Below are 21065 nucleotides of genomic sequence, written 5' to 3'. Positions count from 1 at the left end.
CCGACCGATGCCTGACGGTGTCAGACGATCAGGATCGCGCGGAAATCGTTGACGTTGGTACGGGTCGGGCCGGTCACGATCAGATCGTCGATACCGGCAAAGAAACCGTACCCGTCGTTGTTGTCCAGGTGGGCGCGGGCCGACAGGCCACGCGCGGCGGCGCGCGTCAGCGTGTCGGGGCCCAGCAGCGCACCGGCGTTGTCTTCGGAACCATCGATGCCGTCGGTGTCGCCGGCAATCGCGTGCACGCCGGGCAGGCCGTCCAGCGCCACGGCCAGCGACAGCAGGAATTCGGCATTGCGGCCGCCCCGGCCGTTGCCGCGCACCGTGACCGTGGTCTCGCCGCCGGACAGGATCACGCACGGCTTCTGGAACGGCTGCCCGTGGGCGACGATCTGGCGGGCGATGGCGGCATGCACTTCGGCCACGTCGCGGGCTTCGCCTTCGATGCTGTCCGACAGGATGTGTGCGGTCAGGCCCAGTTCGCGGGCGCGGGCGGCCGCGGCTTCCAGCGACTGTTGCGCGCTGGCCAGCGTGACGCTGCGGTGGCCGTCGAAGCGGGCATCGCCGGGCTTGGGCGTTTCACCGGCGCCAGACTCCAGATGCGCGCGCACGTTGGCGGGCAGGTCGATGTCGTACTTGGCGATGACCGCGAGCGCGTCGGCGCATGTGGTGGCGTCGGGCAGCGTGGGGCCGCTGGCGATCAGCGTCGGATCGTCGCCGGGGATATCGGAAATCAGCAGCGTTTCCACGCGGGCCGGTGCGCAGGCCAGGGCCAGGCGGCCGCCCTTGAGCGCGGAAAGATGCTTGCGCACGCAGTTCATCTCGCCAATGCTGGCACCGCTGCGCAGCAGCGCCTTGTTCACGGCCTGCTTGTCGGCCAGCGTGATGCCGGGGGCAGGGGCGGCCAGCAATGCCGAGCCACCACCAGAAATCAAGCAAAGTACGAGGTCATCGGCAGTCAGGCCCTGCACCAGTTCCACCATGCGTTGCGCAGCCTGCTGGCCTGCGGCATCGGGCACGGGGTGGGCGGCCTCTACCACTTCGATGCGGTGGCAGTCGGCGCCATGGTCATAGCGCGTGACCACCAGACCCGACAGTTCGCCTTGCCAGTGTGCATCCACGGCCTGTGCCATCGCAGCGGCGGCCTTGCCCGCGCCGATTACCACGGTGCGGCCCTTTGGCGGCTGCGGCAGGTGCGGCGGCAGGCAATGGCTGGCGCTTACAGCGGCCACTGCCGTATCGAACAGGTCGCGCAGCAGCGTGCGGGCCTGGGCGGGGTTGCGATAGTCGGTCTGCCGCTGTGGCGAAAGCAGGGCGGCGTTGGCGTCGGTGGCGAACATGCGAATCCTGAGGAATCTTGGGAAAAACGATGCAGTCGCCTTCACACGGAAGGCGACCGCAATACTGCTATTGCACTGGCAATTACTTCGCGGCCTTGGCGATTTCGTGATTCGACATGATCTCGATCGCGCGGCACAGTGCGGAGTGGTCGAGCTTGCCGTAGCCATTGGCGGCGCATGCATTGAACAGTTCCTGCGCGGCCGACGTGTTCGGCAGCGACACGCCCAGCGCCTTCGCGCCCTGCAGTGCCAGGTTCAGGTCCTTCTGGTGCAGTTCGATGCGGAAGCCCGGATCGAACGTGCGCTTGACCATGCGCTCGCCGTGCACTTCAAGAATCCGCGATGCTGCAAAGCCGCCCATCAGGGCCTGGCGCACCTTGGCCGGGTCCGCGCCAGCCTTTGAGGCGAACAGCAGCGCTTCGGAAACGGCCTGGATGTTCAGCGCCACGATGATCTGGTTGGCCACCTTGGTGGTCTGGCCGTCGCCGTTGCCGCCCACCAGCGTGATGTTCTTGCCCATCAGGTCGAACAGCGGCTTCACTTCGTCGAACGCTTCCGACGGCCCGCCCACCATGATCGTCAGCGACGCGGCCTTGGCACCCACTTCGCCGCCCGACACCGGGGCGTCCAGGTACGACGCGCCCAGCTTGTTGATGCGCGCGGCAAAGTCCTTGGTGGCGATGGGCGAGATCGAGCTCATGTCGACCACGATCTTGCCGTAGGTGGCTTCCTTGCCAGCGGCCTTGTAGGCGGCGGCGATGCCCTTTTCGGCGAACAGCACGGCTTCCACGTGCGGGGTGTCCGGCACCATGACGATCACGATGTCGGCGCGCTTTGCCACTTCCTCGGCGCTGGTGCAGACGGTGACGCCGGCGTCGACCAGGGCCTGCGGGGCCGGGTTCACGTCATGCACGAACAGCGTGTGGCCAGCGGCGCGCAGGTGACCTGCCATCGGGGCGCCCATGATGCCCAGGCCGATAAAGCCGACGTTGCGTTGGTTTGCCATGTTGATGTCTCCAGAGGATCAGATTGAGATTGTTTTCTTCCCTCTCCCATGAATGTGAGAGGGGCGGGGGAGAGGGCCATCCGTTCAAATTGCCAATATCGGCAAGCAGGGCCTTGTTGCCCTCTCCCCAACCCCTCTCCCGCCAGGCGGGAGAGGGGCGCAATTCAGCGGTACTTCAGATGCCGTGCGCGGCGCGCCAGCCCAGGCCGGCCTCGGTCGTGGTCTTCGGCTTGTATTCGCAGCCGATCCAGCCCTGGTAGCCGATCTCGTCGAGGAAGCGGAACAGGTACTGGTAGTTCAGTTCGCCGGTGCCCGGTTCGTTGCGGCCGGGGTTGTCGGCCAGCTGCACGTGCCTGATCTTCGGCAGGTTGGCGCGGATCGTGTTGGCGATCTCGCCCTCCATGCGCTGCATGTGATAGATGTCGTACTGCACGTAGAGGTTGGGCGCGTTGACCTGGCCGATCAGGTCGACGGCCTGCTGCGTGCGCGACAGGAAGAAGCCGGGAATGTCGAACGTGTTGATCGGCTCGACCAGCAGGTCGATGTGTTCCTTTGCCAGCGCGTTGGCGGCAAAGCGCAGGTTCTCGACCAGCGTCTCGGTGGCCTGCTCGCGCTTGACGTTCTGCGGCAGGATGCCCACCAGGCAGTTCAGTTGGCGGACACCCAGCACCTTTGCGTACTTGATGGCTTCGCCCACGCCGTCCTGGAACTCGCCCACGCGATCCGGGTGGCAGGCAATGCCGCGCTCGCCGGCTTCCCACTTGCCGGCCGGCAGGTTGTGCAGCACCAGGTCCAGCTGGAAGCGGCTCAGGCGGTCGGCGATCTGGTCGGCGTGAAAGGCGTACGGGAACAGGAACTCCACGCCACGGAACCCGGCGCGGGCGGCGGCCTCGAAGCGGTCCAGGAAACCCACTTCGTTGAACAGCATCGTCAGGTTGGCTGCGAGCTTTGGCATTGTGATGTCTCTCTCGGTGTTGGGAAAAACGGTGGCCCAACCACCCCGGTGGAGCGGGGCGGAGGGCGTACTGCGGAAACGGCTTGTGCTTGCGGCCTTGCGCCGCAGGCTTACGCGGTGGTGGTTTCTTCTGCCAGGATCGCTTCTTCGGCGTCTTCCAGGTCTTCGATCGGCTCGAACTCGTTGATGTTGTCGATCTCGGTGCCCATCGCGATGTTGGTCACGCGTTCCAGGATCACCTCCACAACCACCGGCACCGAGAACTCGGCCATCAGGTCGCGCGCTTCGGCAAAGGCCGGGGCGATGTCTTCCGGCTTGAACACGCGGATCGCCTTGCAGCCCAGGCCTTCCACGACCTTCACGTGGTCCACGCCATAGCCCTCCAGTTCCGGCGCGTTGACGTTGTCGAAGGCCAGCTGCACGCAGTAGTCCATCTCGAAGTTGCGCTGCGCCTGGCGGATCAGGCCCAGGTACGAGTTGTTCACCACCACGTGGATGTACGGCACCTTGAACTGCGCGGCCACGGCCAGTTCCTCGATCATGAACTGGAAGTCGTAGTCACCCGAGATGGCAACGATGTCCGAGTCCGGCGAGGCGGTCTTCACGCCGATGGCGGCGGGAATCGTCCAGCCCAGCGGGCCGGCCTGGCCGCAGTTGATCCAGTGGCGCGGCTGGTTCACCGACAGGAACTGCGCGGCGGCGATCTGCGACAGGCCGATCGTCGTCACGTAGCGCACGTCGCGCGGGAAGTACTGGTTCATCTCGCGGTACACGCGCTGCGGCTTGACCGGCACGTTGTCGAAGTCGCTCTTGCGCTTCATGGTGCGGCGGCGCTTCTGCACGTCGGCCACCCAGGCCTTGCGGCACGGCAGGCGGCCGGCCATCTTCATTTCGCGGGCCACTTCCACGAACAGTTCCAGCGCGGCCTTGGCGTCCGAGACGATGCCCAGGTCCGGGCCGAACACACGGCCGATCTGCGTGGGCTCGATGTCCACGTGCACGAACTTGCGGCCCTTGGTGTAGACGTCGACGCTGCCGGTGTGGCGGTTGGCCCAGCGGTTGCCGATGCCCATCACGAAGTCCGAAGCCAGCATCGTGGCGTTGCCGTAGCGGTGCGACGTCTGCAGGCCCACCATGCCGGCCTGCAGCGGGTGGTCATCGGCCAGCACGCCCCAGCCCATCAGCGTCGGCACGACCGGCACGTTGACCAGTTCGGCAAACTCGACCAGCAGTTCGTTGGCGTTGGCGTTGATGACGCCGCCACCGCAGACGATCAGCGGACGCTCGGCCTGGTTCAGCATGCTGATGGCCTTCTCGATCTGCGCGCGGCTGGCGGCCGGCTTGTACGGCTGCAGCGGCTGGTACGTTTCCGGATCGAATTCGATCTCGGCCACCTGCACGTCGAACGGCAGGTCGATCAGCACCGGACCCGGGCGACCCGAGCGCATCAGGTGGAACGCCTGCTGGAACACCTGCGGCACCAGCGCCGGCTCGCGCACGGTCACGGCCCACTTGGTGACGGGCTTGGCAATCGATTCGATATCGACGGCCTGGAAATCCTCCTTGTACAGGCGGGCGCGCGGCGCCTGGCCCGTGATGCAGAGGATGGGAATCGAATCGGCCCAGGCCGAGTACAGACCCGTGATCATGTCGGTGCCGGCGGGGCCCGAGGTACCGACGCAGACGCCGATATTGCCCGGCTCTGCACGGGTATAGCCCTCGGCCATGTGCGAGGCGCCTTCCACGTGGCGGGCCAGCAGGTGGCGGATCGAACCGGCCTTGCGCATGGCCGAGTAGAACGGGTTGATGGCGGCGCCAGGCACGCCGAACGCGGTGGTGATGCCTTCCTTTTCCAGCACGGCGATGGCCGCGTCGACTGCTCTCATCTTCGGCATGTCTCTCTCCAAAACGCTTGAATGAATGGGTGGGATTCGTTCTGGCGTTGATCCTATGCCCGCTGCGGGGTGGGGATAAACAGAAGGGCGATCAGTTGATTCGATACCTGCCGTAAGGAATGCCGCAGCAATTGCCGGAGCAATGTGCATCAGGAGATACATAAGGAGGGTGCGTCAAGCCACTCCCCCGATACGTGGGGTTGGGGTAATTTGCTGCGGTTTTCCCCTATCGGGGGCAACGGCGCCCGGGTCAAAATAGCGGGTTTGGAATTGCCTTGTCCCGCCATGTACACACGGCTGCCGACCACCTACGAACTGATGGAAGCGTTGCAGACCGCGCCGGCCGAAAAATCGCCGGACGGGCGGCTGGCAATGGTGTTGTGGGCCGGCTTCGTCCTGGCGCTGGTACCGACGCTGGTGGCGGGCGGGGCGCTGGTCTGGTGGCATCAGGTGCTGGCGCAGACGCCGCCGGCGTGGCTGCCGCAGGCGTTTCACGTGCTGCTGGCCGTCAGCGGCGTGTTCTATGCCGGCGCATGGCTGGCGCGGCTGCTGGCCGGCCGTGATGCACTGCGTCATCCGATGCGCTGGCTGACCCGTCGCGTCGATGCCCAGAGCGCGGTCGAGAATGCGCTGCTGCTGCGCCTGGGCCGGATTCCGGCGCTGCAGCTGCGCGCGCGCGAACGCCGCGTCCTGCTCCAGGCGCGGCTGTGGGAAGGGGGCGCGCGCACGGTGGCGCTGGTCCTGGCACTGGCGCCGGCGGCCGTCGTGCTGGCCGATGGCCTGGCGGTGATGGCCCCCGGCCATGGGCCGACGCTGGTGGCGCTCTACGGCGTGGTGCTGGTCGGCGGCGGCGCGCTGGCGCTATTCGCGCAACTGCAATGCAGCGCGCCCCTGCGGCGTCTGGCCCACGTGCTGGGCGAGGCCGCCGAGATCAGCGAAAAGCTTGGCCGCTAGGCCGGGCCGCATCTGTCCGGCGCCACCTCCAGCGCCATCCATGACATGAGGCGGATGCACGGCATCGCCGTGCGGGGATGCGCACCATGGCGTCAATGCCTCACAATGTGACGGCAGGAGACAAATGGCGTTATGGACAAACTCAAACAAATCGAAGCATTCATCGCCGTGGTGGAACACGGCAGCATGGCCGCCGCGGCGCTGACGCAGAACGTGACGCCGGTCATGATCGGCCGGCGCATCAACGCGCTGGAAGCGCGCATCGGCGTCAAGCTGCTGCACCGGTCCACCCGTCGCATCGTGGTGACGGAGCAGGGCGCGGCGTTCATGGAGCAGTGCAAGAAGGCGCTGGCGGACCTGGACCGCGCCGAGATGCTGATCGCCGAAGGCAAGCACAAGGCCACCGGGCACCTGATCGTCTCGGCGCCGGCCGCCTTTGGCCGCAAGCACGTGGCGCCGCATGCGCCGGCTTTCCTGGCGGCCAATCCCGAAGTCCAGATCTCGTTCAACCTGACCGACCGCGTGGTGGACCTGGTGCGCGAGGGCTATGACCTGGGCATCCGCATCGGCGGTGCCATCGACCCGAATTTCGTGGCGATCAGGCTCGCCACCAACAAGCGCGTGGTGTGCGGCACCCCGGCCTACTTTGCCAAACACGGCGTCCCGCATACGCTGGAAGACCTGGAAAAGCACAACTGCCTGGCGTTCAACCTGCAGGGCGGCCAGCAGCGCGGCTGGTACTTCCAGCAGAACGGCAAGACCGTGACAGTGCGGGTCAGCGGCAATCTCGACTGCAACGACGGCGAACTGCTGCACCGCTGGACCGGTGAGAGCCTGGGGCTGGGGTGGCGGTCGACGTGGGAAATCCTGCCTCAACTGGAAAGCGGCGAACTGATCACTGTGCTCGATGAATTCGCGCTGCCCGACTACGACATCCTTGCCGTGTACCCGCAGCAGCGGCCAGTGCCGGCCAAGATCCGCTTCTTTATCGAACACCTGAAGCAGGCGTTCGCCAAGCCGGGCTACTGGACCGAACGCGGCAGCAGCTGGACGGACGCCGCGCTGCGGCAGTCGGCCTGAGGGCAGGGACAGCTACAGGGAAAAGGAACGGGAAAGGGAGAGGGGCAGGGCAGGAAATCAGGCGGACGGCACCGAAACAACCGGTAGACGGAACGGGAAGGCCCAAAAGAAAAAGCCCGCAGCCATTGCGGTCTGCGGGCAGCCCTTCTTGCGAAGGACGGGGAGAGCTCATGAAGTGCGCCCCCGCAACTTCATGGCGAGAGGAATGATGCGCCTCCCACCTCGTCCTCGTCCTTGATGGCGATCAATCCGATTGCACTGCGGCGAGCCTGTCTCAGGCCAGCAACGCGGCAACCAGATCCTTGCCGCGCGCGGCGGCCGCTACTTCCTCGAAATGCAGCGCGCTTTCGACGTGATTCAGGTGTTCCACCATCAGCGCGACGGCGCGCTCGGCGTCGCCCGCCTTGGCCGCCTCGATAAACGCACGGTGCTCGTCCGACGAACACGTGGCATCGCGCCGGCTCTGGTACAGCATGGTGATGACCGCGCTGCGCATCGACAGCTCGCGCATGATTTCGGTCAGCACGTTGTTGCCCGCCACTTCGGCCAGCACGATATGGAAGTCGCCCAGCAGGCGCGTCCGCGTCTGCGCATCGTTGCCGGCCAGGGACTTGCGCTCGGCCACCAGATGCTTCTCGATGCGCTTGTAGTCGGCCGGCGTGGCGCGGGCCACGAACTCGCGCGCCAAGGCGGCTTCCAGGATGCGCCGCACGGCAAAGACCTCGCGCGCTTCTTCGGCGCTGGGCTTGGCGACGAACGCGCCCTTGTCCGGCACGATCTGGATGACCTTGTCCTTGGACAGCATCAGCAGCGCCGCGCGCACCTTGGTACGGCTGACGCGGTAGACGCTGGCCAGCGCTTCCTCGCGCAGCTTGGTGCCTGGCGGCAGCCGGTGCGAGACGATGGCCGCGACGATATCGTCGGCAATCGCCTCGGCGGTCATGTCTGGATCGATATGCTCGGGCATGGTGTGCGCGTCTCTTGCCGGACCTGCGCGTTGACTGGGATGGCGTGATTCTAGCGCCCCGAGGCCACCCCGGGCAGCGGCGCCGGCACCGGGACTTCCCGGACGTCGTCCACCACGGCCGACAGGCCTTCGTCCAGTTCGCCAACCGGGATGGTGCCGTTGAGCACGCCGTGGGCGCGTTCGCGGTCGATATCGCGCTCCCAGGCCGCCACCACGACCGTCGCCACGCAGTTGCCGATCAGGTTGCCGACGGCGCGGGCGATGCCGATAAACCAGTCCACCGACAGTACCAGCACCAGGCCGATGGCGGGAATGGCCGGGTGGGCCGACAGCGTGGCCGCCAGGATCACGATGGCCGAGCCCGGAATGCCGTGCGCCCCCTTCGACGTGACCAGCGCCACGGCCAGGATGCCGAGCAGGTCGCCCAGCGCCAGCGGCGTATTGGTCGCCTGGGCGATAAACACGGCCGCCAGCGTCAGGTAGATCGAGAACGCGTCAAGGTTGAACGAGTAGCCGGTGGGAATCACCAGGCCCACCACCGACTTCTTGATGCCCATGTATTCGAGCTTCTTCATGACCTGCGGCAGCACGCTGTCCGACGACGCCGTGCCCAGCACCACCAGCAGTTCGGCGCGCAGGTAGCGGATCAGCTTCAGCACCGAGAAGCCGCACAGGCGCAGGATCAGCCCCAGCACGCCCAGCACGAAGATCGCCACGGCGCCGTAGAACAGGATCACCAGGAAGCCAAGCTGCTTGAGCGACCCGATGCCGTACTTGCCCACCGTGAACGCCACGGCGCCCAGCACCCCCAGCGGCGCCAGCTTGATGATGAAGCCCATCATCTTGAACAGCGTGGCCGAGAAGTTGTCGATCATCCGCACCAGCGGCTTGCCCGGTTCGCCCACCATCGACAGCGCGCAGCCGAACAGCACCGATACCACCAGCACCTGCAGCACGTCGCCGCTGGTGAACGCGCCCATGATCGTGTTCGGGATCAGCTTCATCAGGAAGTCCACCATGCCGGTGCTCTTTACCTTGTCGGCCGACTCGATGTACGCCGCCATGGCCGAGATATCAAGGCTGCGCGGATTCACGTTCATGCCCGTGCCCGGCTGGAACACATAGGCCAGCACGATGCCCAGCGCCAGCGCGATGGTCGTCACGACTTCGAAGTAGACCACCGCCTTGATGCCCACGCGGCCCACCTTCTTGAGTTCGCCGGCGCCGCAGATGCCTGCCACCACCACGCAGAACACCACCGGCCCAATCAGCATCTTGATCAGCTTGATGAAACCGTCGCCCAGCGGCTTGAGCTTGGCTGCGAATTCGGGAAAGGCGAGCCCCAGAAGGGTGCCGAGCGCCAGGGCAATCAGTACCTGGCCAAACAACGAACGGGTGAAGCGCGTGTGCAGGCGGCCAGCGGCGCGCTGCGTGGGTACGGCATGCTGCATTGTTGTCTCCGTGCCGGGCGGGTCCGTGGCGCATCGGTTGCCATCGGCCTGCCCTGATCTGGTTCAGGGGTGTCCGCCGTCACATGCCTGCCGACGCCGGGCTGGATGCACCTTCCGGAAAGGCAGGCGGCCAAACTGCCCGCCTGCCTTGCCCCACGCGGAAAGCCCCCCTGTTGAGGCGGAATCCACGCAATCCACTTGTCCGGACCGGATTGTCCGCGGCGGATTGTCGGTGCGTGGAGGCCAATATAGTGCATATCATTTTTGTATGCAATTTTTGAATTCACTGTGCTACTATGAATCGCACAGAATAGAGAGCACGGCCCCGGGCGCCCGCCCGGACTGGCAGGTTTGCCAGGCATCCCCGGACCGGCTCAGGCACCACCAGCAGGAGAGACACGCACATGGCAGCAACCCCTACGCCGTTGTCCGCTGACACCGGCACCCGCATCATGGCCTGGGCCGACAGCCTGGCCGTTCATACCGACCAGCCCGGGCTGCTCACGCGCACGTACCTGACCGACGCCCACCACGGCGCGGCCGCGCAACTGACCGAGTGGATGCAGGCGGCCGGCATGACCGTGCGCCGCGATGCCGCTGGCAACGTGATCGGCCGCTACGAAGGCACCGAACCGAATGCCCCTGCATTGCTGACCGGCTCGCACTTCGACACCGTGCGCGACGCCGGCCGCTTCGACGGCAACCTGGGCGTGATCCTGCCGATTGCCTGCGTGGCCGAGTGGAACCGCCAGGGCAAGCGCTTTCCGTTTGCGCTGGAGGTGGTCGGGTTTGCCGAGGAAGAGGGCGTGCGCTTCAAGGCCACGCTGCTGGGCAGCCGCGCCATCGCCGGCACGTTCGACAACAACGTGCTCGACAACGTCGACGATTCCGGCAAGACCATGCGCGAAGTCATGCGCGCCGCCGGCTTCGACGCCGCCCAGCTGCCGGCCGCCAAACACGACCGCAGCAAGGTGCTGGCCTTTATCGAGGTGCATATCGAACAGGGCCCGGTGCTGCTGAACGAAGGCCTGCCCGTGGGCGTGGTCACCGCGATCTCGGGCGCCACGCGCTTTATCGTCGAACTCGAAGGCCTGGCCGGACACGCCGGCACGGTGCCGATGGACATGCGCCGCGACGCCGCGATGGCCGGCGCCGAGATCGGCCTGTTCATCGAGAAGCGCTGCGGCGGCAAGCCGGGCCTGGTTGGCACGGTGGGCCAGTTCAACGTGCCCAATGGCGCCACCAACGTGGTGCCGGGCCGCGCGACGTTTTCCATTGATATCCGTGCCGGCATCGACGCCGAGCGCGAGGCCGCCGTCAACGACGTGCTGGCCGAAATCGAACGTGTCTGCGCGCGCCGCAACGTGCGCGTGCAGATCCGCAAGACGCACGAGGCGGCCAGCGTGCCGTGCGCGCCGTGGCTGCAGTCGCAATGGGCCGCCGCCGTGGAGCGCCAGAACGTACCCGTGCGTCACCTGCCCTCCGGTGCCGGCCATGACGCCATGGCCATTGCCGCCATCGCCGATGTGGCCATGCTGTTCGTTCGCTGCGGCAACGGCGGCATCAGCCACCATCCCACCGAGACCATGACGGCCGAAGACGCCCAGACCGCGGCGCGCGTGTTCGCGGACTTCGTCGAACACTTCCACCGTCCTCAATAAGCCCACCCGGCAACCAGAAAACTCCGAGATACAGAGATGACCGCACGAGACAACATGAATCCCATCGAATCCACGCTGACCCAGTACATCGACCAGCACCGCCCGCAGCAGGAAGCGTTCCTGGCCGAACTGGTCAAGGTGCCCTCGGACAACCCCGCCGGCGACTGCGAGGCCCACGGCAAGCGCGCCAAGGAACTGCTGGAAGGACTGGGCTTCAAGGTGGAGGCGCACAAGGTGCCTGAAGAACTGGTCAAGGCGGCCGGCATGATCAGCGCCACGAACCTGCTGGTGCGCAAGACGTTCGGCAGCGGCGGCCCCACCATCGCCATGAACGCGCACGGCGACGTGGTGCCTCCGGGCCTGGGCTGGACCAAGGACCCGTACGGCGGCGAGATTGCCGACAGCGAGCACGGCCCGGTCATGTACGGCCGCGGCGTGGCGGTGTCGAAGTCGGACTTCGCTACCTACGCCTACGCCGTGCTGGCGCTGCAGGAAGCCGAGAAGCAGGGCGCCAAGATCAACGGCACCGTGGAACTGCAATTCACGTACGACGAGGAAACCGGCGGCGACATCGGCCCGAAGTTCCTGCTCGACGAAGGCCTGACCAAGCCCGACTACGCAATCTCGGCCGGCTTCTCGTACGGCATCACGTCGGCGCATAACGGCTGCCTGCATGTGGAAGTGACCGTCAAGGGCAAGCAGGGCCACGCCGCCATGCCGCACACCGGCGTCGACGCCATCGAAGCCGCCACGCATATCCTGCACGCGGTGTACGGCCTGCGCGCCGAGCTGGCGACGCGCAAGAGCAAGGTGCCGGGCATCGACACCGCCACGCTGAACGTCGGCCTGATCAAAGGCGGCATCAACACCAACGTGGTGCCTGACCTGGTCACGTTCCGCGTGGACCGCCGCATGATTCCGGAAGAGATCGGCTTCGACGCCGAAGGCGAGCTGCGCGCCGTGGTGGAGAAGGCCGCCAAGGACCGTCCGGGTATCGAGGTCAAGGTCGAGCGCATCATCCTGGCCGAGCCGCTGTCGGAACTGCCCGGCGTGGACAAGCTGATCGGCGCACTGAAGACCCGCGCGGAATCGGTGTTCGGCGTGGAGATCCCGGTGCAGGGCGTGCCGCTCTACACGGATGCGCGCCACTACACGAGCCGTGGCATCCCCACCGTGCTGTACGGCGCCGGCCCGCGCACGCTGATGGAGGCCCGCGGCCACAACTCCGACGAGAACCTGCGCCTGAACGACCTGAACCGCGCCACCAAGGTGGTGGCGCTGGCGCTGTCCGACCTGATGGGCTGAGCCATCGGCCTCGGCAACCTCGCAGAACCCTGTAGCACCCCCTTGTTGTGATGATGGCCCGTCGGCGTTTGCCGGCGGGCCATTTTTTTGGACGCGTGCCGTGCGTGGCTATTCGGCCAGATTTTCGCCGGGCACGGCCAGGCTCACCAGCCAGCGCCGCACCACGGCTTCCTCGTCGGGTGTCAGCCCCGCACGCAACTGCCGGTCGACCTCGCTCGCGCGTACCTTGCACTGCGCCAGCAGCGCCTTGCCGGTCTCGGACAGCGCGATGGTCTGGATGCGCCCATGCACCGGATGCGGCTGGCGCACGATTGCCCCCATCTTCTCCAGGTTGCCCATGATGACGCTGACGGTCTGCGGCGTCAGCAGCGCCAGCCGCGCGACATCGGCGCCCGAGATGCCGGGATAAGCCCCGAGCATCGTCAGTACGAAAAACTGGGGCAGGGTGACGCCGAGATCGGCCAGCGCGCGCTCCATATGCAACCGGTTTGCCGCGCTGGCCTGCCGCAGCAGGTAGGCCAGGTAACCGCTTTCGCCACGCTTGCCTTCACCCGGTGCCGGAATCGCCACGGCATCGGCCGCCTTGCTGTCCTGTTTCGCCGGAGTCTTCCCTGCGTTCTTGCCGTCGTTTTTCCCTTTGCGCGACAGGGTCTTTGCCATGATGTCAGTGCTCTTACATTAATCTTCGAACTCTGACATCTTACCTGAAGGAGTTCGACATGGATTTCCAGGCTTTCACGCAGACCGCGCCCGATGTGTACGCGTCGCTGGGTGGCGTCAGCAAGGCGGTGACCGCGTCCGGCATGGACAAGGCGCTGACCGAACTGGTCAAGCTGCGCGTCTCGCAGATCAACGGCTGTGCCTTTTGCCTGCAGTTCCATCTGAACATCGCGCGCAAGCTGGACATCGACCCGCGCAAGTTCGACCTGCTGGCCGGCTGGCGCGACGCCGGGATCTATGCCGAACGGGAAATGGCCGCGCTGGGCTGGGCCGAAGCGCTGACGCAGCTGACCGATCCGTCGGCCCGCGATGCCGCGCTGGCCCGGGCGCAGGCCGTGTTCGACGAGAAGGAACTGGTGTTCCTGGCTGCGACCATTGCCTCGATCAATGCCTGGAACCGTATCGCCGTCGGGCTGCACTTCCCGCCGCCACCGGCCGAAGCCAGCCGGAGCCAGGCATGAGCGCGACTGGCGCAGGAGACATCGCCGGGCAAATCCGGATCCGCCGCCTGGAAACGCCCGCCGAGGTGGCCGACGCCTTTCCGCTGATGCACCAGCTGCGCCCGCACCTGGCCGATGCCGCCGAGCTGGTTACGCGCTGGCGCCGCCAGACCGGCGACGGCTACCACCTGGCCGGCCTGTGGGACGACGGCAGGCTGGTGGCGCTGGCCGGCTACCGCTTCGCCGACAACCTGATCGTCGGTCACCATATGTATGTGGATGATCTGGTCACCGACGCCAACGCGCGCAGCGGTGGGTATGGCCGGCAGCTGATGGACTGGCTCAAGGCCGAGACCGAGGCGGCCGGGTGTACCCAGCTTGTGCTTGATACCCCGCTCACCAATGTGCTGGGGCATCGCTTCTACTACCGCAACGGCCTGCTGGCGCGGGCCCTGCGCTTCTACTTCCCGATCGACTGATCCGACTCACCCTGAGCGAAACATGGCAACCCTGCTTCACCTGAACGTCAGCCCCCGTGGCGACGCCTCCACCAGCCGCCGCGCGGGTCAGCTCGTGCGTGCGGAACTGGCCGCCCTCCATGGCGAACTGACCGTGATCGAGCGCGACCTGGCCGCCCAGCCGCTGCCCCCCATCGACGCCGCCTTTACCGACGCCAACATGGCGGTGGCCGCCGGGCGCACCGACGCCGATCCGGCCGCGCTGGCGCTCTCGGAAACGCTGATCGCCGAGTTGCAGGCGGCCGACATGGTGCTGATCACCTCGCCGATGCACAACTTCACGGTGCCGGCATCGCTGAAGACCTGGATCGATCTCGTCGTCCGGTCAGACCGCACGTTCGCCCGCACGCCGCAAGGCAAGCAGGGCCTGCTGCGCGATCGCTCGGTGCTGGCCGTGGTCTCGTGCGGGGGCCGGTTCTCGGACGACGCCGCGAGCCAGCGCGACTTCTTCAGCCCGTACCTGATCTATGTACTGGAAACCATCGGGCTGAAGCGCGTGGAGATCCTGCGCATGGAAAGCACGTCGCGCGGCCCCGAGCATGTGGCGCGCGCCTTCGACAAGCTGCAGTCGTGGTGCGCCACGGCCGTGCCGGCGCTGCTGGCGTAGGGGTGGCCTGGCGGCTAGCGCAGCGCGTCGGGGTCGGGCAGCGTCGCGTCGCCCGCGCCGAGCGGGCGCTGCATCAGCAAGGTGTCGATCCACTGGCCGTGCTTGAGGCCCACCGATTCCAGCCGGCCGACCGTGCGAAACCCCAGCCGTTCATGCACGGCCACCGATCCCGCCCCTTCGCCGCTGGACGTCAGCGCCACCACGGCCACCATCTGGCGCCACGGGCCGGTCTCGCAGCGCGCGATCAGCTCGGCCAGCAACGCGCGGCCCAGGCCTTCGCCGGTATGGCGATGGTCGATATAGATCGAGTCCTCGATGGCGAACCGGTAGGCACTGCGGGCGCGGTAGCTGGACGCATAGGCGTAGCCCAGGATCTCGCCATTGCGCTCGGCCACGATGTAGGGCAGGCCCTTGCGCAAGACCTCGGCAAAACGCAGCCGCATGTCGTCGGCCGTGGGCGCGACCTCCTCGAACGAGGCGCGGCCGTGCTGCACATGGTGCGCGTAGATGGCGTGGATCGCGGGCACGTCGGCGGGCGTGGCATCGCGCAGGCTGAACGGCTTGCGGACGGGAATGGCAGTGGCTTCGGGCAGGGCGGACACGGTTTCTCTGAATAGTGCAGGGCAGCCCCGGCGGGGTGCCGGCGGGCCCTGAAAGACGGGTGGTCATGCCCATGCACGATGCATGCCCGCCACATCCCGTACGTTACCGCGCCAGCGTGGTGCGTGCGCGCGGCACGGCTGTATAGTGCGGGATATTCGAACGCACCGAAAGCAGGCAGAAGGAGCCGCCATGATCACGATCTACCACAACCCCCGTTGCTCCAAGTCCCGCGAAACGCTGGCACTGGTGGAGACGGCGGCGCAGCGCCTGGGCGAACCGGTGGAGATCGTCGAATACCTGAAGGCGCCCCCCACGCTGTCCACGCTGCGCCAGTTGCATACGATGCTGGGCGTGCCGGTGCGCGAGATGATCCGCGACGGCGAGGCCGTCTACAAGGAACTGGACCTGGCCGATTCGGGCCTGACCGACGCCGAACTGCTGGCGGCGGTGGCCGACAACCCCATCCTGCTGCAGCGTCCGGTAGTCGTGCGCAATCGCCGCGCCGCGATTGGCCGCCCGCCCGAGAACGTGTCGCCGCTGCTGAAGTGAGCCGCCCGTTGTTGCGGCGCACAAAATAGAACCGGCCTCCCCAAGGGAGGCCGGCCGGTCAGTTGGCGATTCGCTTCAGGCGAGTCGTCGTTATTCAACACCCAGCCAGTGCATGGCCTCCTGACCGAAACTGATGCCTGCCAGTACGAACAGCAGCACGATCGCGGTGACCGCGCTCACATAGATCAGCGCCTTGGCGACTTCGGCATCTTCCGTCGAGGAATGGAAATGCGAAACGACGTTGGTGCGCGCGTGGGAGCGATGCGGCCAATGCAGCCTGCCTGACAGGTCCTTGAGATGAAGATCTGGATGGAAACGCATGGTCACACCTCCTCGGCATGCCGCCGCGCATCGGGGACGGCCGCTCTCGTGGCCCCATCGGGCCATCGCACGCTTCCAATATAGGAGACGCCGCGCAAATGTGGTGCCCTTGTCGCCACTGCCGGCCGCCAATGGCCGCCGGTGCTTGTGGGCTAGCGCACCGATTTGCCTGGACCCCTCGATGGATGTGAGGCATCGCTTTCGCTGGCACCCTCTTCAGGCAACGCATCAGGCGATGATGCATGCGCCGCCAGACGCGCTTCTCGCGTGCGCAGTTCTGCGAGCATGTTGCAGAACAAGGCGCCTTGCTCCAGGGCGTCGTCCAGCGCCACGTGGGTATGCGGCAACGGATCGTGCCAGTGTTCCGGAAAGGCGGCCTTGACCGACTTCCGGTACGGCCGGCCCGTCAGCGCGAAGCCCAGCGTCTTGATGTCCAGCGCAGCCCAGCCAAACGGCGACCGGCCGGCAAAACGCATCATGTACCAGAACATCCAGGTGAAATCGAACCCGGCCGGAAAGGCGATGAAGACCGGCTTGCCCGGCAGTTTCTCTACCCACTCCACGTAGCGTGGCAGCACGTCCTCCGGGCGTTCCAGGTCGCGCCGGCAGGCCGCCCAGGCATCGGGCTGGGTCTTCCACCACTGCATCTGCACCGGGTGGCCGGCCGCGCCGGGCAGGGTTTCCAGGTTGGCCGAGAACGTGCCGATGACGGTCTTGTCCGCCAGCATCGCGGCCGATGCGAACGACAGCATCGAATGCGGCCCCGGAATCGGGCCGTCGGCCTCGACGTCGGTACTGACGTAGATCTCAGGGCGTGTGTCGGGCGGCTGCTTCTTTGCCATACGTCAGGCCGCGTCGATCAGGTGGTCGGCCACAAACGGGTTGTTGCGGCGTTCCTCGCCGAACGTCGACGCCGGGCCGTGCCCGGGAACAAAGGTCACGTCGTTGCCCAGCGGCCAGAGCCGCGTGCGGATGGAGCGGACCAGGTCGGCATGATTGCCGCGCGGGAAGTCGGTACGGCCGATCGATCCGGCAAACAGCACGTCGCCGACGATGGCCAGCCGGTTTGCACGGGAGAAGAACACCACGTGGCCCGGCGTATGGCCCGGGCAGTGGTAGACCTCCAGCGTTTCGTTGCCGAAGGTGACCGTGTCGTCGTTCTGCAGCCAGCGATCGGGCTCGAAGACTTCCGCCTGTCCAAAGCCGAAGCGGCGCGTCTGCTCGGGCAGCTGTTCGATCCAGAAACGCTCGTCCTCCTGCGGGCCCTCGATCGGGACGCCGTACTGACGCGCCAGCGCGGCGGCGCCCGCACAGTGATCCACGTGACCATGGGTCAGGAAGATCTTCTCCAGCGTCACCCCCTGTTCGTTGATGGCCTCGGTGATGCGGCTCAGATCGCCACCTGGATCGCAGACGGCGGCGCGCTGCGTGGCTTCATCGATCAGCAGCGAGCAGTTCTGCTGGAAGGGCGTCACAGGGATCAGAATGACTTTCATTTTTATGATCTATCAGCCAGTTCTGGCAGGTGCTTTCGTGGGGGTAAGGGTCGCCCGGAGGGTGGTCCATTGTAGCCGCCGACGACGACCCCGACAGATCGTGCAACGTTTGAATCGAGCCCGAGAATCGTCTGAAAGTTACTTTGTGCGCACCCGGATTTCACGCCACGGCAATCGGCGCAATCCCTTGCCAGGCGGTGGATTGCGGGGAATTACACGGCGTTGTAACAGATTTCGTAACAAAATCAAGGCACTAGCTTGAAACGACCGGTGTTAGACTGCGCGCCATGTTCAGTCTCCCCCTTTTCCGTCCGGGGTCCGTGCGCGAGGCAGCGCCCGGGTCCAGCCGCTTCCTGCGTCAGTGCGCGATCATCGTATCGGCGCTGGTGCTGGCTGCGTGCGCGACGCCGCCGGGCGGCGACACCGACAACGCTACGGACACCACTGGCGCGCTTTCCACGAAAGCGGCCAAGACCGCGCGGCCCAACGCCAATGCGAAGGCCGACGATCGCGGCAACTGGAACCTGTTCGGCTGGCAGGACGACAACGCCCCGTCGCAACCGTCGATCGACGGCCTGCGCGCTGACATGGGTACGTTCGAGCAGCGCGGCATGGCATCGTGGTACGGCAAGGGCTTTCATGGCCGCAAGACGGCCAACGGCGAACGCTTCGACATGCGCGCCATGACGGCGGCGCACCCGTCGCTGCCGCTCGACAGCTGGGTACTGGTGCGCAACCTGCGCAACAACAAGGTGGCCGTGGTCCGGATCAACGACCGTGGCCCCTACCACGGCAACCGGATTCTCGACCTGTCCTATGCGGCCGCCAAGCGGCTGAGCTTTGTCGACCACGGCGCCACGCAGGTGGAAATCCGCCGGCTGTCGCGCACCGAAGTGGCGGCACTGGGTCCGAACCTGGAAGCAGGTGGCATGGAAGCCGGTGACGGCAGCGGCGCCGACGAGGTGCCCGATACCGCCAGCACGCTGGTGCCGGCGAAGTCGAAGGCCAAGGCCAGGCCCGGCAAGACCACCGTCAAGCACAAGCACAAGTAAGGCAATGCGGACCGGCCGGAACCTGATTCTCGCGCTCCCGTCCTCCCGCCCGCAGCTTCCCTCGCAAGTAAGAAAATTCTCAAAAGGCACGATCATCCGGATCGTGCCTTTTTGTCTTTCAGGCGTCCCCGTCTTCCGCCCCGTCCGCGCGCTGCGCCAGCGCCAGCTTGTACAGCGCATCGGTCCTGGCGCCGGTAATGGCCGCGGCCAGCTTGGCGGCGCGCTTGGCTGGCAGTTCCGCCAGCAACAGCTTCAGCACGCGCTGGGCCTCGGCGTCGGGCGCATCGGCGTCGCCGCCTTCGGTGCGGCCAGCCCCTTCCACCACCAGTACGAATTCACCCTTGCCGCGCGTCGTTTCGGCAGCCAGCCAGGCGGGCGCCTCGGCCACCGTCAGCACCGGGGTTTCTTCAAACAGCTTGGTCAGTTCGCGCCCGATCAGCAGCCGGCGCGTGCCGGGCACGCCGGCTGCCAGTGCGGCCAGGGTTTCGGCGATGCGGTGCGGGGCCTCGTAGAACACCCATGCGTGATCGAGCGTCGCCAGGCCGGCAATGGCGTCCTGGCGGGCCTTGGGCTTGCCGGGCAGGAATCCGACGAACGTGAAGCGGCCTTCGCCGGCTTCGAGCATGTCGCCAGCCACGGACAGCGCTGTCACGGCCGCGCTCGGCCCCGGCAGGGGCACCACGTTCAGGCCGGCCTCGCGGACGGCTTCCACGAGCCGCGCGCCGGGGTCGGAAATGCCGGGCGTGCCGGCATCCGATACATAGGCAATGCGCTCGCCGGCCGACAGCCGTTCGACGATGCGCACGGCGGCCTCGCGTTCATTGTGCTCGTGGACGGCCACCAGCGGCCGCTGCAGCCCCACGCGCGACAGCAGCTGGCCGGTGTTGCGCGTGTCCTCGCAGGCGATGGCGTCGGCCAGGCCGAGCACGTGCAGCGCGCGCAGCGACAGGTCGGCCACGTTGCCAATGGGCGTGGCCACCACGTAAAGCGTGCCGGCAGGGTACGTCTGGCCGGCGGCCAGCTGGGTCCAGTCACTCATGCTTGAGAACTTCCATTGAATCACTCATTCAAATCCACCACGCAAGCCAGCGTGCGCACGACGACGCAACGCGGCGCGCTGGCCGAAGACCGCGCGCTGGCCTATCTTCAGCGGCAGGGGCTTGCGCCGGTCGTCCGCAATTATCGCTGCAAAGGCGGCGAGATCGACCTGATCATGCGTGCCGCCGACGGTACGCTGGTGTTCGTGGAGGTCCGGCAGCGCCGCAACCGCGGGTTTGGCGGGGCGGCGCAGAGCATCACGCCGGCCAAGCAGCGGCGCGTGCTGCATGCGGCGGCGCACTACCTGTCCGCGCTGGACGGCGTGCCGCCATGCCGCGTGGACGTGGTGGCCATGGATGCCGGCCGGATCGACTGGATGCCCGGCGCGTTCGATCTTACGTCGGCCGAGGGGAACAGTGGCGCGGGCGCTGCGTCATAATGCGCGGGATAGTGCAGATGTCACCAGACCATGAGTATTGAAAGTATCGAGCAGCATTTCCTGGACAGTGCCGACACCAAGCGGCTGGCCGCGACGCTGATGGCGCCGCATATCGACGCCGCCGTGGAGCGGATGGTGACGGCGCTGACCAGCGGCAACAAGATCCTGGCGTGCGGCAACGGCGGGTCGGCTGCCGACGCCCAGCACTTTGCCGCCGAACTGATCGGCCGCTTCGAGCGCGAGCGGCCGGGGCTGGCCGCCATCGCCCTGACCACCGACAGTTCGATCCTGACCGCCATCGGCAACGACTACGACTTCTCGGTGGTGTTCTCGAAGCAGGTGGAAGCGCTGGGCCAGCCCGGCGACATCCTGCTGGCACTGTCCACGTCTGGCGATTCGGCCAACGTGGTGGCCGCCATCCAGGCCGCCCACCAGCGCGACATGGGCGTGGTGGCGCTGACCGGCAAGGGCGGCGGCCGGATTGCCACGCTGCTCGACGAATTCGATATCCACCTGTGCGCGCCCAGCGACCGCACTGCCCGCATCCAGGAAGTGCATCTGCTGACACTGCACTGCCTTTGCGATGGCATCGACGAAGCGCTGCTGGGCGAAGCATGAAGCCCCGACAGCCTGGAACGGAAAAAGTTATCCCCGGATATCCACAA

23 protein-coding genes are annotated in these 21065 nt (G+C 66.5%); 11 read left to right on the top strand and 12 right to left on the bottom strand.

Annotated elements, in window-relative coordinates; all coding sequences use genetic code 11:
* Positions 1–20 precede the first annotated feature (20 nt).
* From A9J21_RS14470 to gcl, 4 genes are all read right to left on the bottom strand, one after another.
* A complete protein-coding gene (locus tag A9J21_RS14470) occupies positions 21–1343 on the bottom strand; it encodes a glycerate kinase (protein WP_066736727.1) in 1323 nt (440 codons plus the stop codon).
* 82 nt (positions 1344–1425) lie between these two features.
* On the bottom strand, positions 1426–2349 hold the full coding sequence (gene glxR / locus A9J21_RS14465; protein ID WP_066736726.1) for a 2-hydroxy-3-oxopropionate reductase: 924 nt from the start codon (positions 2347–2349) through the stop codon (positions 1426–1428).
* Positions 2350–2524: 175 nt separating this feature from the next.
* Positions 2525–3304 carry a hydroxypyruvate isomerase gene (hyi, locus tag A9J21_RS14460; protein WP_066736722.1) on the bottom strand — a complete coding sequence of 260 codons (780 nt, stop codon included), beginning with the start codon at positions 3302–3304 and terminating at the stop codon, positions 2525–2527.
* A gap of 110 nt (positions 3305–3414) precedes the next feature.
* On the bottom strand, positions 3415–5199 hold the full coding sequence (gene gcl, locus A9J21_RS14455) for a glyoxylate carboligase (RefSeq protein ID WP_066736720.1): 1785 nt from the start codon (positions 5197–5199) through the stop codon (positions 3415–3417).
* Between the two features lie 285 nt (positions 5200–5484).
* Here gcl and A9J21_RS14450 point away from each other — a divergent pair, with 285 nt between their 5' ends.
* Together A9J21_RS14450 and A9J21_RS14445 are read left to right on the top strand one after the other, a co-directional pair.
* On the top strand, positions 5485–6153 hold the full coding sequence (locus A9J21_RS14450) for a hypothetical protein (protein ID WP_066736718.1): 669 nt from the start codon (positions 5485–5487) through the stop codon (positions 6151–6153).
* 132 nt (positions 6154–6285) lie between these two features.
* On the top strand, positions 6286–7233 hold the full coding sequence (locus A9J21_RS14445) for a LysR family transcriptional regulator (protein WP_066736716.1): 948 nt from the start codon (positions 6286–6288) through the stop codon (positions 7231–7233).
* A gap of 274 nt (positions 7234–7507) precedes the next feature.
* Here A9J21_RS14445 and A9J21_RS14440 read toward each other — a convergent pair whose 3' ends face one another.
* Positions 7508–8200 carry a GntR family transcriptional regulator gene (locus A9J21_RS14440; RefSeq protein WP_066736714.1) on the bottom strand — a complete coding sequence of 231 codons (693 nt, stop codon included), beginning with the start codon at positions 8198–8200 and terminating at the stop codon, positions 7508–7510.
* A 50-nt stretch (positions 8201–8250) separates the two neighbouring features.
* A complete protein-coding gene (locus tag A9J21_RS14435) occupies positions 8251–9651 on the bottom strand; it encodes a C4-dicarboxylate transporter DctA (RefSeq protein WP_066736712.1) in 1401 nt (466 codons plus the stop codon).
* Positions 9652–10055: 404 nt separating this feature from the next.
* On the opposite strand from A9J21_RS14435, the gene A9J21_RS14430 reads away from it, so the two are divergent.
* Both A9J21_RS14430 and A9J21_RS14425 read left to right on the top strand, forming a co-directional pair.
* Positions 10056–11312, top strand: coding sequence for an allantoate amidohydrolase (locus A9J21_RS14430; protein WP_066736710.1), 1257 nt, complete (start codon positions 10056–10058; stop codon positions 11310–11312).
* Positions 11313–11348: 36 nt separating this feature from the next.
* On the top strand, positions 11349–12617 hold the full coding sequence (locus A9J21_RS14425; protein ID WP_066736709.1) for a M20/M25/M40 family metallo-hydrolase: 1269 nt from the start codon (positions 11349–11351) through the stop codon (positions 12615–12617).
* Positions 12618–12725: 108 nt separating this feature from the next.
* On the opposite strand, the gene A9J21_RS14420 is transcribed toward A9J21_RS14425, so the two are convergent.
* A complete protein-coding gene (locus A9J21_RS14420) occupies positions 12726–13277 on the bottom strand; it encodes a MarR family winged helix-turn-helix transcriptional regulator (RefSeq protein ID WP_066736708.1) in 552 nt (183 codons plus the stop codon).
* A 59-nt stretch (positions 13278–13336) separates the two neighbouring features.
* On the opposite strand from A9J21_RS14420, the gene A9J21_RS14415 reads away from it, so the two are divergent.
* From A9J21_RS14415 to A9J21_RS14405, 3 genes are read left to right on the top strand one after another with little or no spacing between them, the layout of a single operon-like run.
* Positions 13337–13798 carry a carboxymuconolactone decarboxylase family protein gene (locus tag A9J21_RS14415; RefSeq protein WP_066736707.1) on the top strand — a complete coding sequence of 154 codons (462 nt, stop codon included), beginning with the start codon at positions 13337–13339 and terminating at the stop codon, positions 13796–13798.
* The gene (locus A9J21_RS14410; protein WP_066736705.1) at positions 13795–14256 is read left to right on the top strand and encodes a GNAT family N-acetyltransferase; all 462 of its coding nucleotides are present in this window, start codon (positions 13795–13797) and stop codon (positions 14254–14256) included. Before A9J21_RS14415 ends, A9J21_RS14410 begins: the two co-directional genes overlap by 4 nt.
* Before the next feature lie 22 nt (positions 14257–14278).
* Positions 14279–14902, top strand: coding sequence for an FMN-dependent NADH-azoreductase (locus tag A9J21_RS14405; RefSeq protein WP_066736703.1), 624 nt, complete (start codon positions 14279–14281; stop codon positions 14900–14902).
* A gap of 14 nt (positions 14903–14916) precedes the next feature.
* Here the strand turns inward: A9J21_RS14405 and A9J21_RS14400 are convergent, their stop codons facing one another.
* On the bottom strand, positions 14917–15504 hold the full coding sequence (locus A9J21_RS14400; protein ID WP_066736702.1) for a GNAT family N-acetyltransferase: 588 nt from the start codon (positions 15502–15504) through the stop codon (positions 14917–14919).
* A 190-nt stretch (positions 15505–15694) separates the two neighbouring features.
* Here A9J21_RS14400 and arsC point away from each other — a divergent pair, with 190 nt between their 5' ends.
* On the top strand, positions 15695–16054 hold the full coding sequence (gene arsC, locus A9J21_RS14395) for an arsenate reductase (glutaredoxin) (protein WP_066736700.1): 360 nt from the start codon (positions 15695–15697) through the stop codon (positions 16052–16054).
* Between the two features lie 90 nt (positions 16055–16144).
* On the opposite strand, the gene A9J21_RS14390 is transcribed toward arsC, so the two are convergent.
* From A9J21_RS14390 to A9J21_RS14380, 3 genes are all read right to left on the bottom strand, one after another.
* The gene (locus tag A9J21_RS14390) at positions 16145–16375 is read right to left on the bottom strand and encodes a hypothetical protein (RefSeq protein WP_066736699.1); all 231 of its coding nucleotides are present in this window, start codon (positions 16373–16375) and stop codon (positions 16145–16147) included.
* 152 nt (positions 16376–16527) lie between these two features.
* The gene (locus tag A9J21_RS14385; RefSeq protein ID WP_066736698.1) at positions 16528–17217 is read right to left on the bottom strand and encodes an exonuclease; all 690 of its coding nucleotides are present in this window, start codon (positions 17215–17217) and stop codon (positions 16528–16530) included.
* Between the two features lie 3 nt (positions 17218–17220).
* A complete protein-coding gene (locus tag A9J21_RS14380) occupies positions 17221–17871 on the bottom strand; it encodes an MBL fold metallo-hydrolase (protein ID WP_066736694.1) in 651 nt (216 codons plus the stop codon).
* 287 nt (positions 17872–18158) lie between these two features.
* Here A9J21_RS14380 and A9J21_RS14375 point away from each other — a divergent pair, with 287 nt between their 5' ends.
* Positions 18159–18923 carry a septal ring lytic transglycosylase RlpA family protein gene (locus tag A9J21_RS14375; RefSeq protein ID WP_197497506.1) on the top strand — a complete coding sequence of 255 codons (765 nt, stop codon included), beginning with the start codon at positions 18159–18161 and terminating at the stop codon, positions 18921–18923.
* Positions 18924–19041: 118 nt separating this feature from the next.
* Here the strand turns inward: A9J21_RS14375 and rsmI are convergent, their stop codons facing one another.
* Entirely contained in the window at positions 19042–19962 is a 921-nt protein-coding gene (gene rsmI / locus A9J21_RS14370) for a 16S rRNA (cytidine(1402)-2'-O)-methyltransferase (protein ID WP_066736692.1), read from the bottom strand.
* A gap of 15 nt (positions 19963–19977) precedes the next feature.
* Here rsmI and A9J21_RS14365 point away from each other — a divergent pair, with 15 nt between their 5' ends.
* A complete protein-coding gene (locus tag A9J21_RS14365) occupies positions 19978–20400 on the top strand; it encodes a YraN family protein (protein WP_066736690.1) in 423 nt (140 codons plus the stop codon).
* Positions 20401–20430: 30 nt separating this feature from the next.
* Positions 20431–21018 carry a phosphoheptose isomerase gene (locus A9J21_RS14360; protein WP_066736688.1) on the top strand — a complete coding sequence of 196 codons (588 nt, stop codon included), beginning with the start codon at positions 20431–20433 and terminating at the stop codon, positions 21016–21018.
* The last annotated feature ends 47 nt before the right edge of the window (positions 21019–21065 follow it).

The sequence above is a fragment of the Cupriavidus sp. D384 genome (assembly GCF_001652915.1).
GTDB lineage: Bacteria > Pseudomonadota > Gammaproteobacteria > Burkholderiales > Burkholderiaceae > Cupriavidus.
Note: the sequence above shows the minus strand (reverse complement) of the source record. Positions and strands in the feature narration are given on the sequence as shown.

Excerpts from the sequence above, each read along its gene's own strand:
- A9J21_RS14470 (WP_066736727.1), bottom strand. The coding sequence starts at position 1,343 with ATGTTCGCCACCGACGCCAACGCCGCCCTGCTTTCGCCACAGCGGCAG.
- glxR (WP_066736726.1), bottom strand. The coding sequence starts at position 2,349 with ATGGCAAACCAACGCAACGTCGGCTTTATCGGCCTGGGCATCATGGGC.
- hyi (WP_066736722.1), bottom strand. The coding sequence starts at position 3,304 with ATGCCAAAGCTCGCAGCCAACCTGACGATGCTGTTCAACGAAGTGGGT.
- gcl (WP_066736720.1), bottom strand. The coding sequence starts at position 5,199 with ATGCCGAAGATGAGAGCAGTCGACGCGGCCATCGCCGTGCTGGAAAAG.
- A9J21_RS14450 (WP_066736718.1), top strand. The coding sequence starts at position 5,485 with ATGTACACACGGCTGCCGACCACCTACGAACTGATGGAAGCGTTGCAG.
- A9J21_RS14445 (WP_066736716.1), top strand. The coding sequence starts at position 6,286 with ATGGACAAACTCAAACAAATCGAAGCATTCATCGCCGTGGTGGAACAC.
- A9J21_RS14440 (WP_066736714.1), bottom strand. The coding sequence starts at position 8,200 with ATGCCCGAGCATATCGATCCAGACATGACCGCCGAGGCGATTGCCGAC.
- A9J21_RS14435 (WP_066736712.1), bottom strand. The coding sequence starts at position 9,651 with ATGCAGCATGCCGTACCCACGCAGCGCGCCGCTGGCCGCCTGCACACG.
- A9J21_RS14430 (WP_066736710.1), top strand. The coding sequence starts at position 10,056 with ATGGCAGCAACCCCTACGCCGTTGTCCGCTGACACCGGCACCCGCATC.
- A9J21_RS14425 (WP_066736709.1), top strand. The coding sequence starts at position 11,349 with ATGACCGCACGAGACAACATGAATCCCATCGAATCCACGCTGACCCAG.
- A9J21_RS14420 (WP_066736708.1), bottom strand. The coding sequence starts at position 13,277 with ATGGCAAAGACCCTGTCGCGCAAAGGGAAAAACGACGGCAAGAACGCA.
- A9J21_RS14415 (WP_066736707.1), top strand. The coding sequence starts at position 13,337 with ATGGATTTCCAGGCTTTCACGCAGACCGCGCCCGATGTGTACGCGTCG.
- A9J21_RS14410 (WP_066736705.1), top strand. The coding sequence starts at position 13,795 with ATGAGCGCGACTGGCGCAGGAGACATCGCCGGGCAAATCCGGATCCGC.
- A9J21_RS14405 (WP_066736703.1), top strand. The coding sequence starts at position 14,279 with ATGGCAACCCTGCTTCACCTGAACGTCAGCCCCCGTGGCGACGCCTCC.
- arsC (WP_066736700.1), top strand. The coding sequence starts at position 15,695 with ATGATCACGATCTACCACAACCCCCGTTGCTCCAAGTCCCGCGAAACG.
- A9J21_RS14390 (WP_066736699.1), bottom strand. The coding sequence starts at position 16,375 with ATGCGTTTCCATCCAGATCTTCATCTCAAGGACCTGTCAGGCAGGCTG.
- A9J21_RS14385 (WP_066736698.1), bottom strand. The coding sequence starts at position 17,217 with ATGGCAAAGAAGCAGCCGCCCGACACACGCCCTGAGATCTACGTCAGT.
- A9J21_RS14380 (WP_066736694.1), bottom strand. The coding sequence starts at position 17,871 with ATGAAAGTCATTCTGATCCCTGTGACGCCCTTCCAGCAGAACTGCTCG.
- A9J21_RS14375 (WP_197497506.1), top strand. The coding sequence starts at position 18,159 with ATGTTCAGTCTCCCCCTTTTCCGTCCGGGGTCCGTGCGCGAGGCAGCG.
- rsmI (WP_066736692.1), bottom strand. The coding sequence starts at position 19,962 with ATGAGTGACTGGACCCAGCTGGCCGCCGGCCAGACGTACCCTGCCGGC.
- A9J21_RS14360 (WP_066736688.1), top strand. The coding sequence starts at position 20,431 with ATGAGTATTGAAAGTATCGAGCAGCATTTCCTGGACAGTGCCGACACC.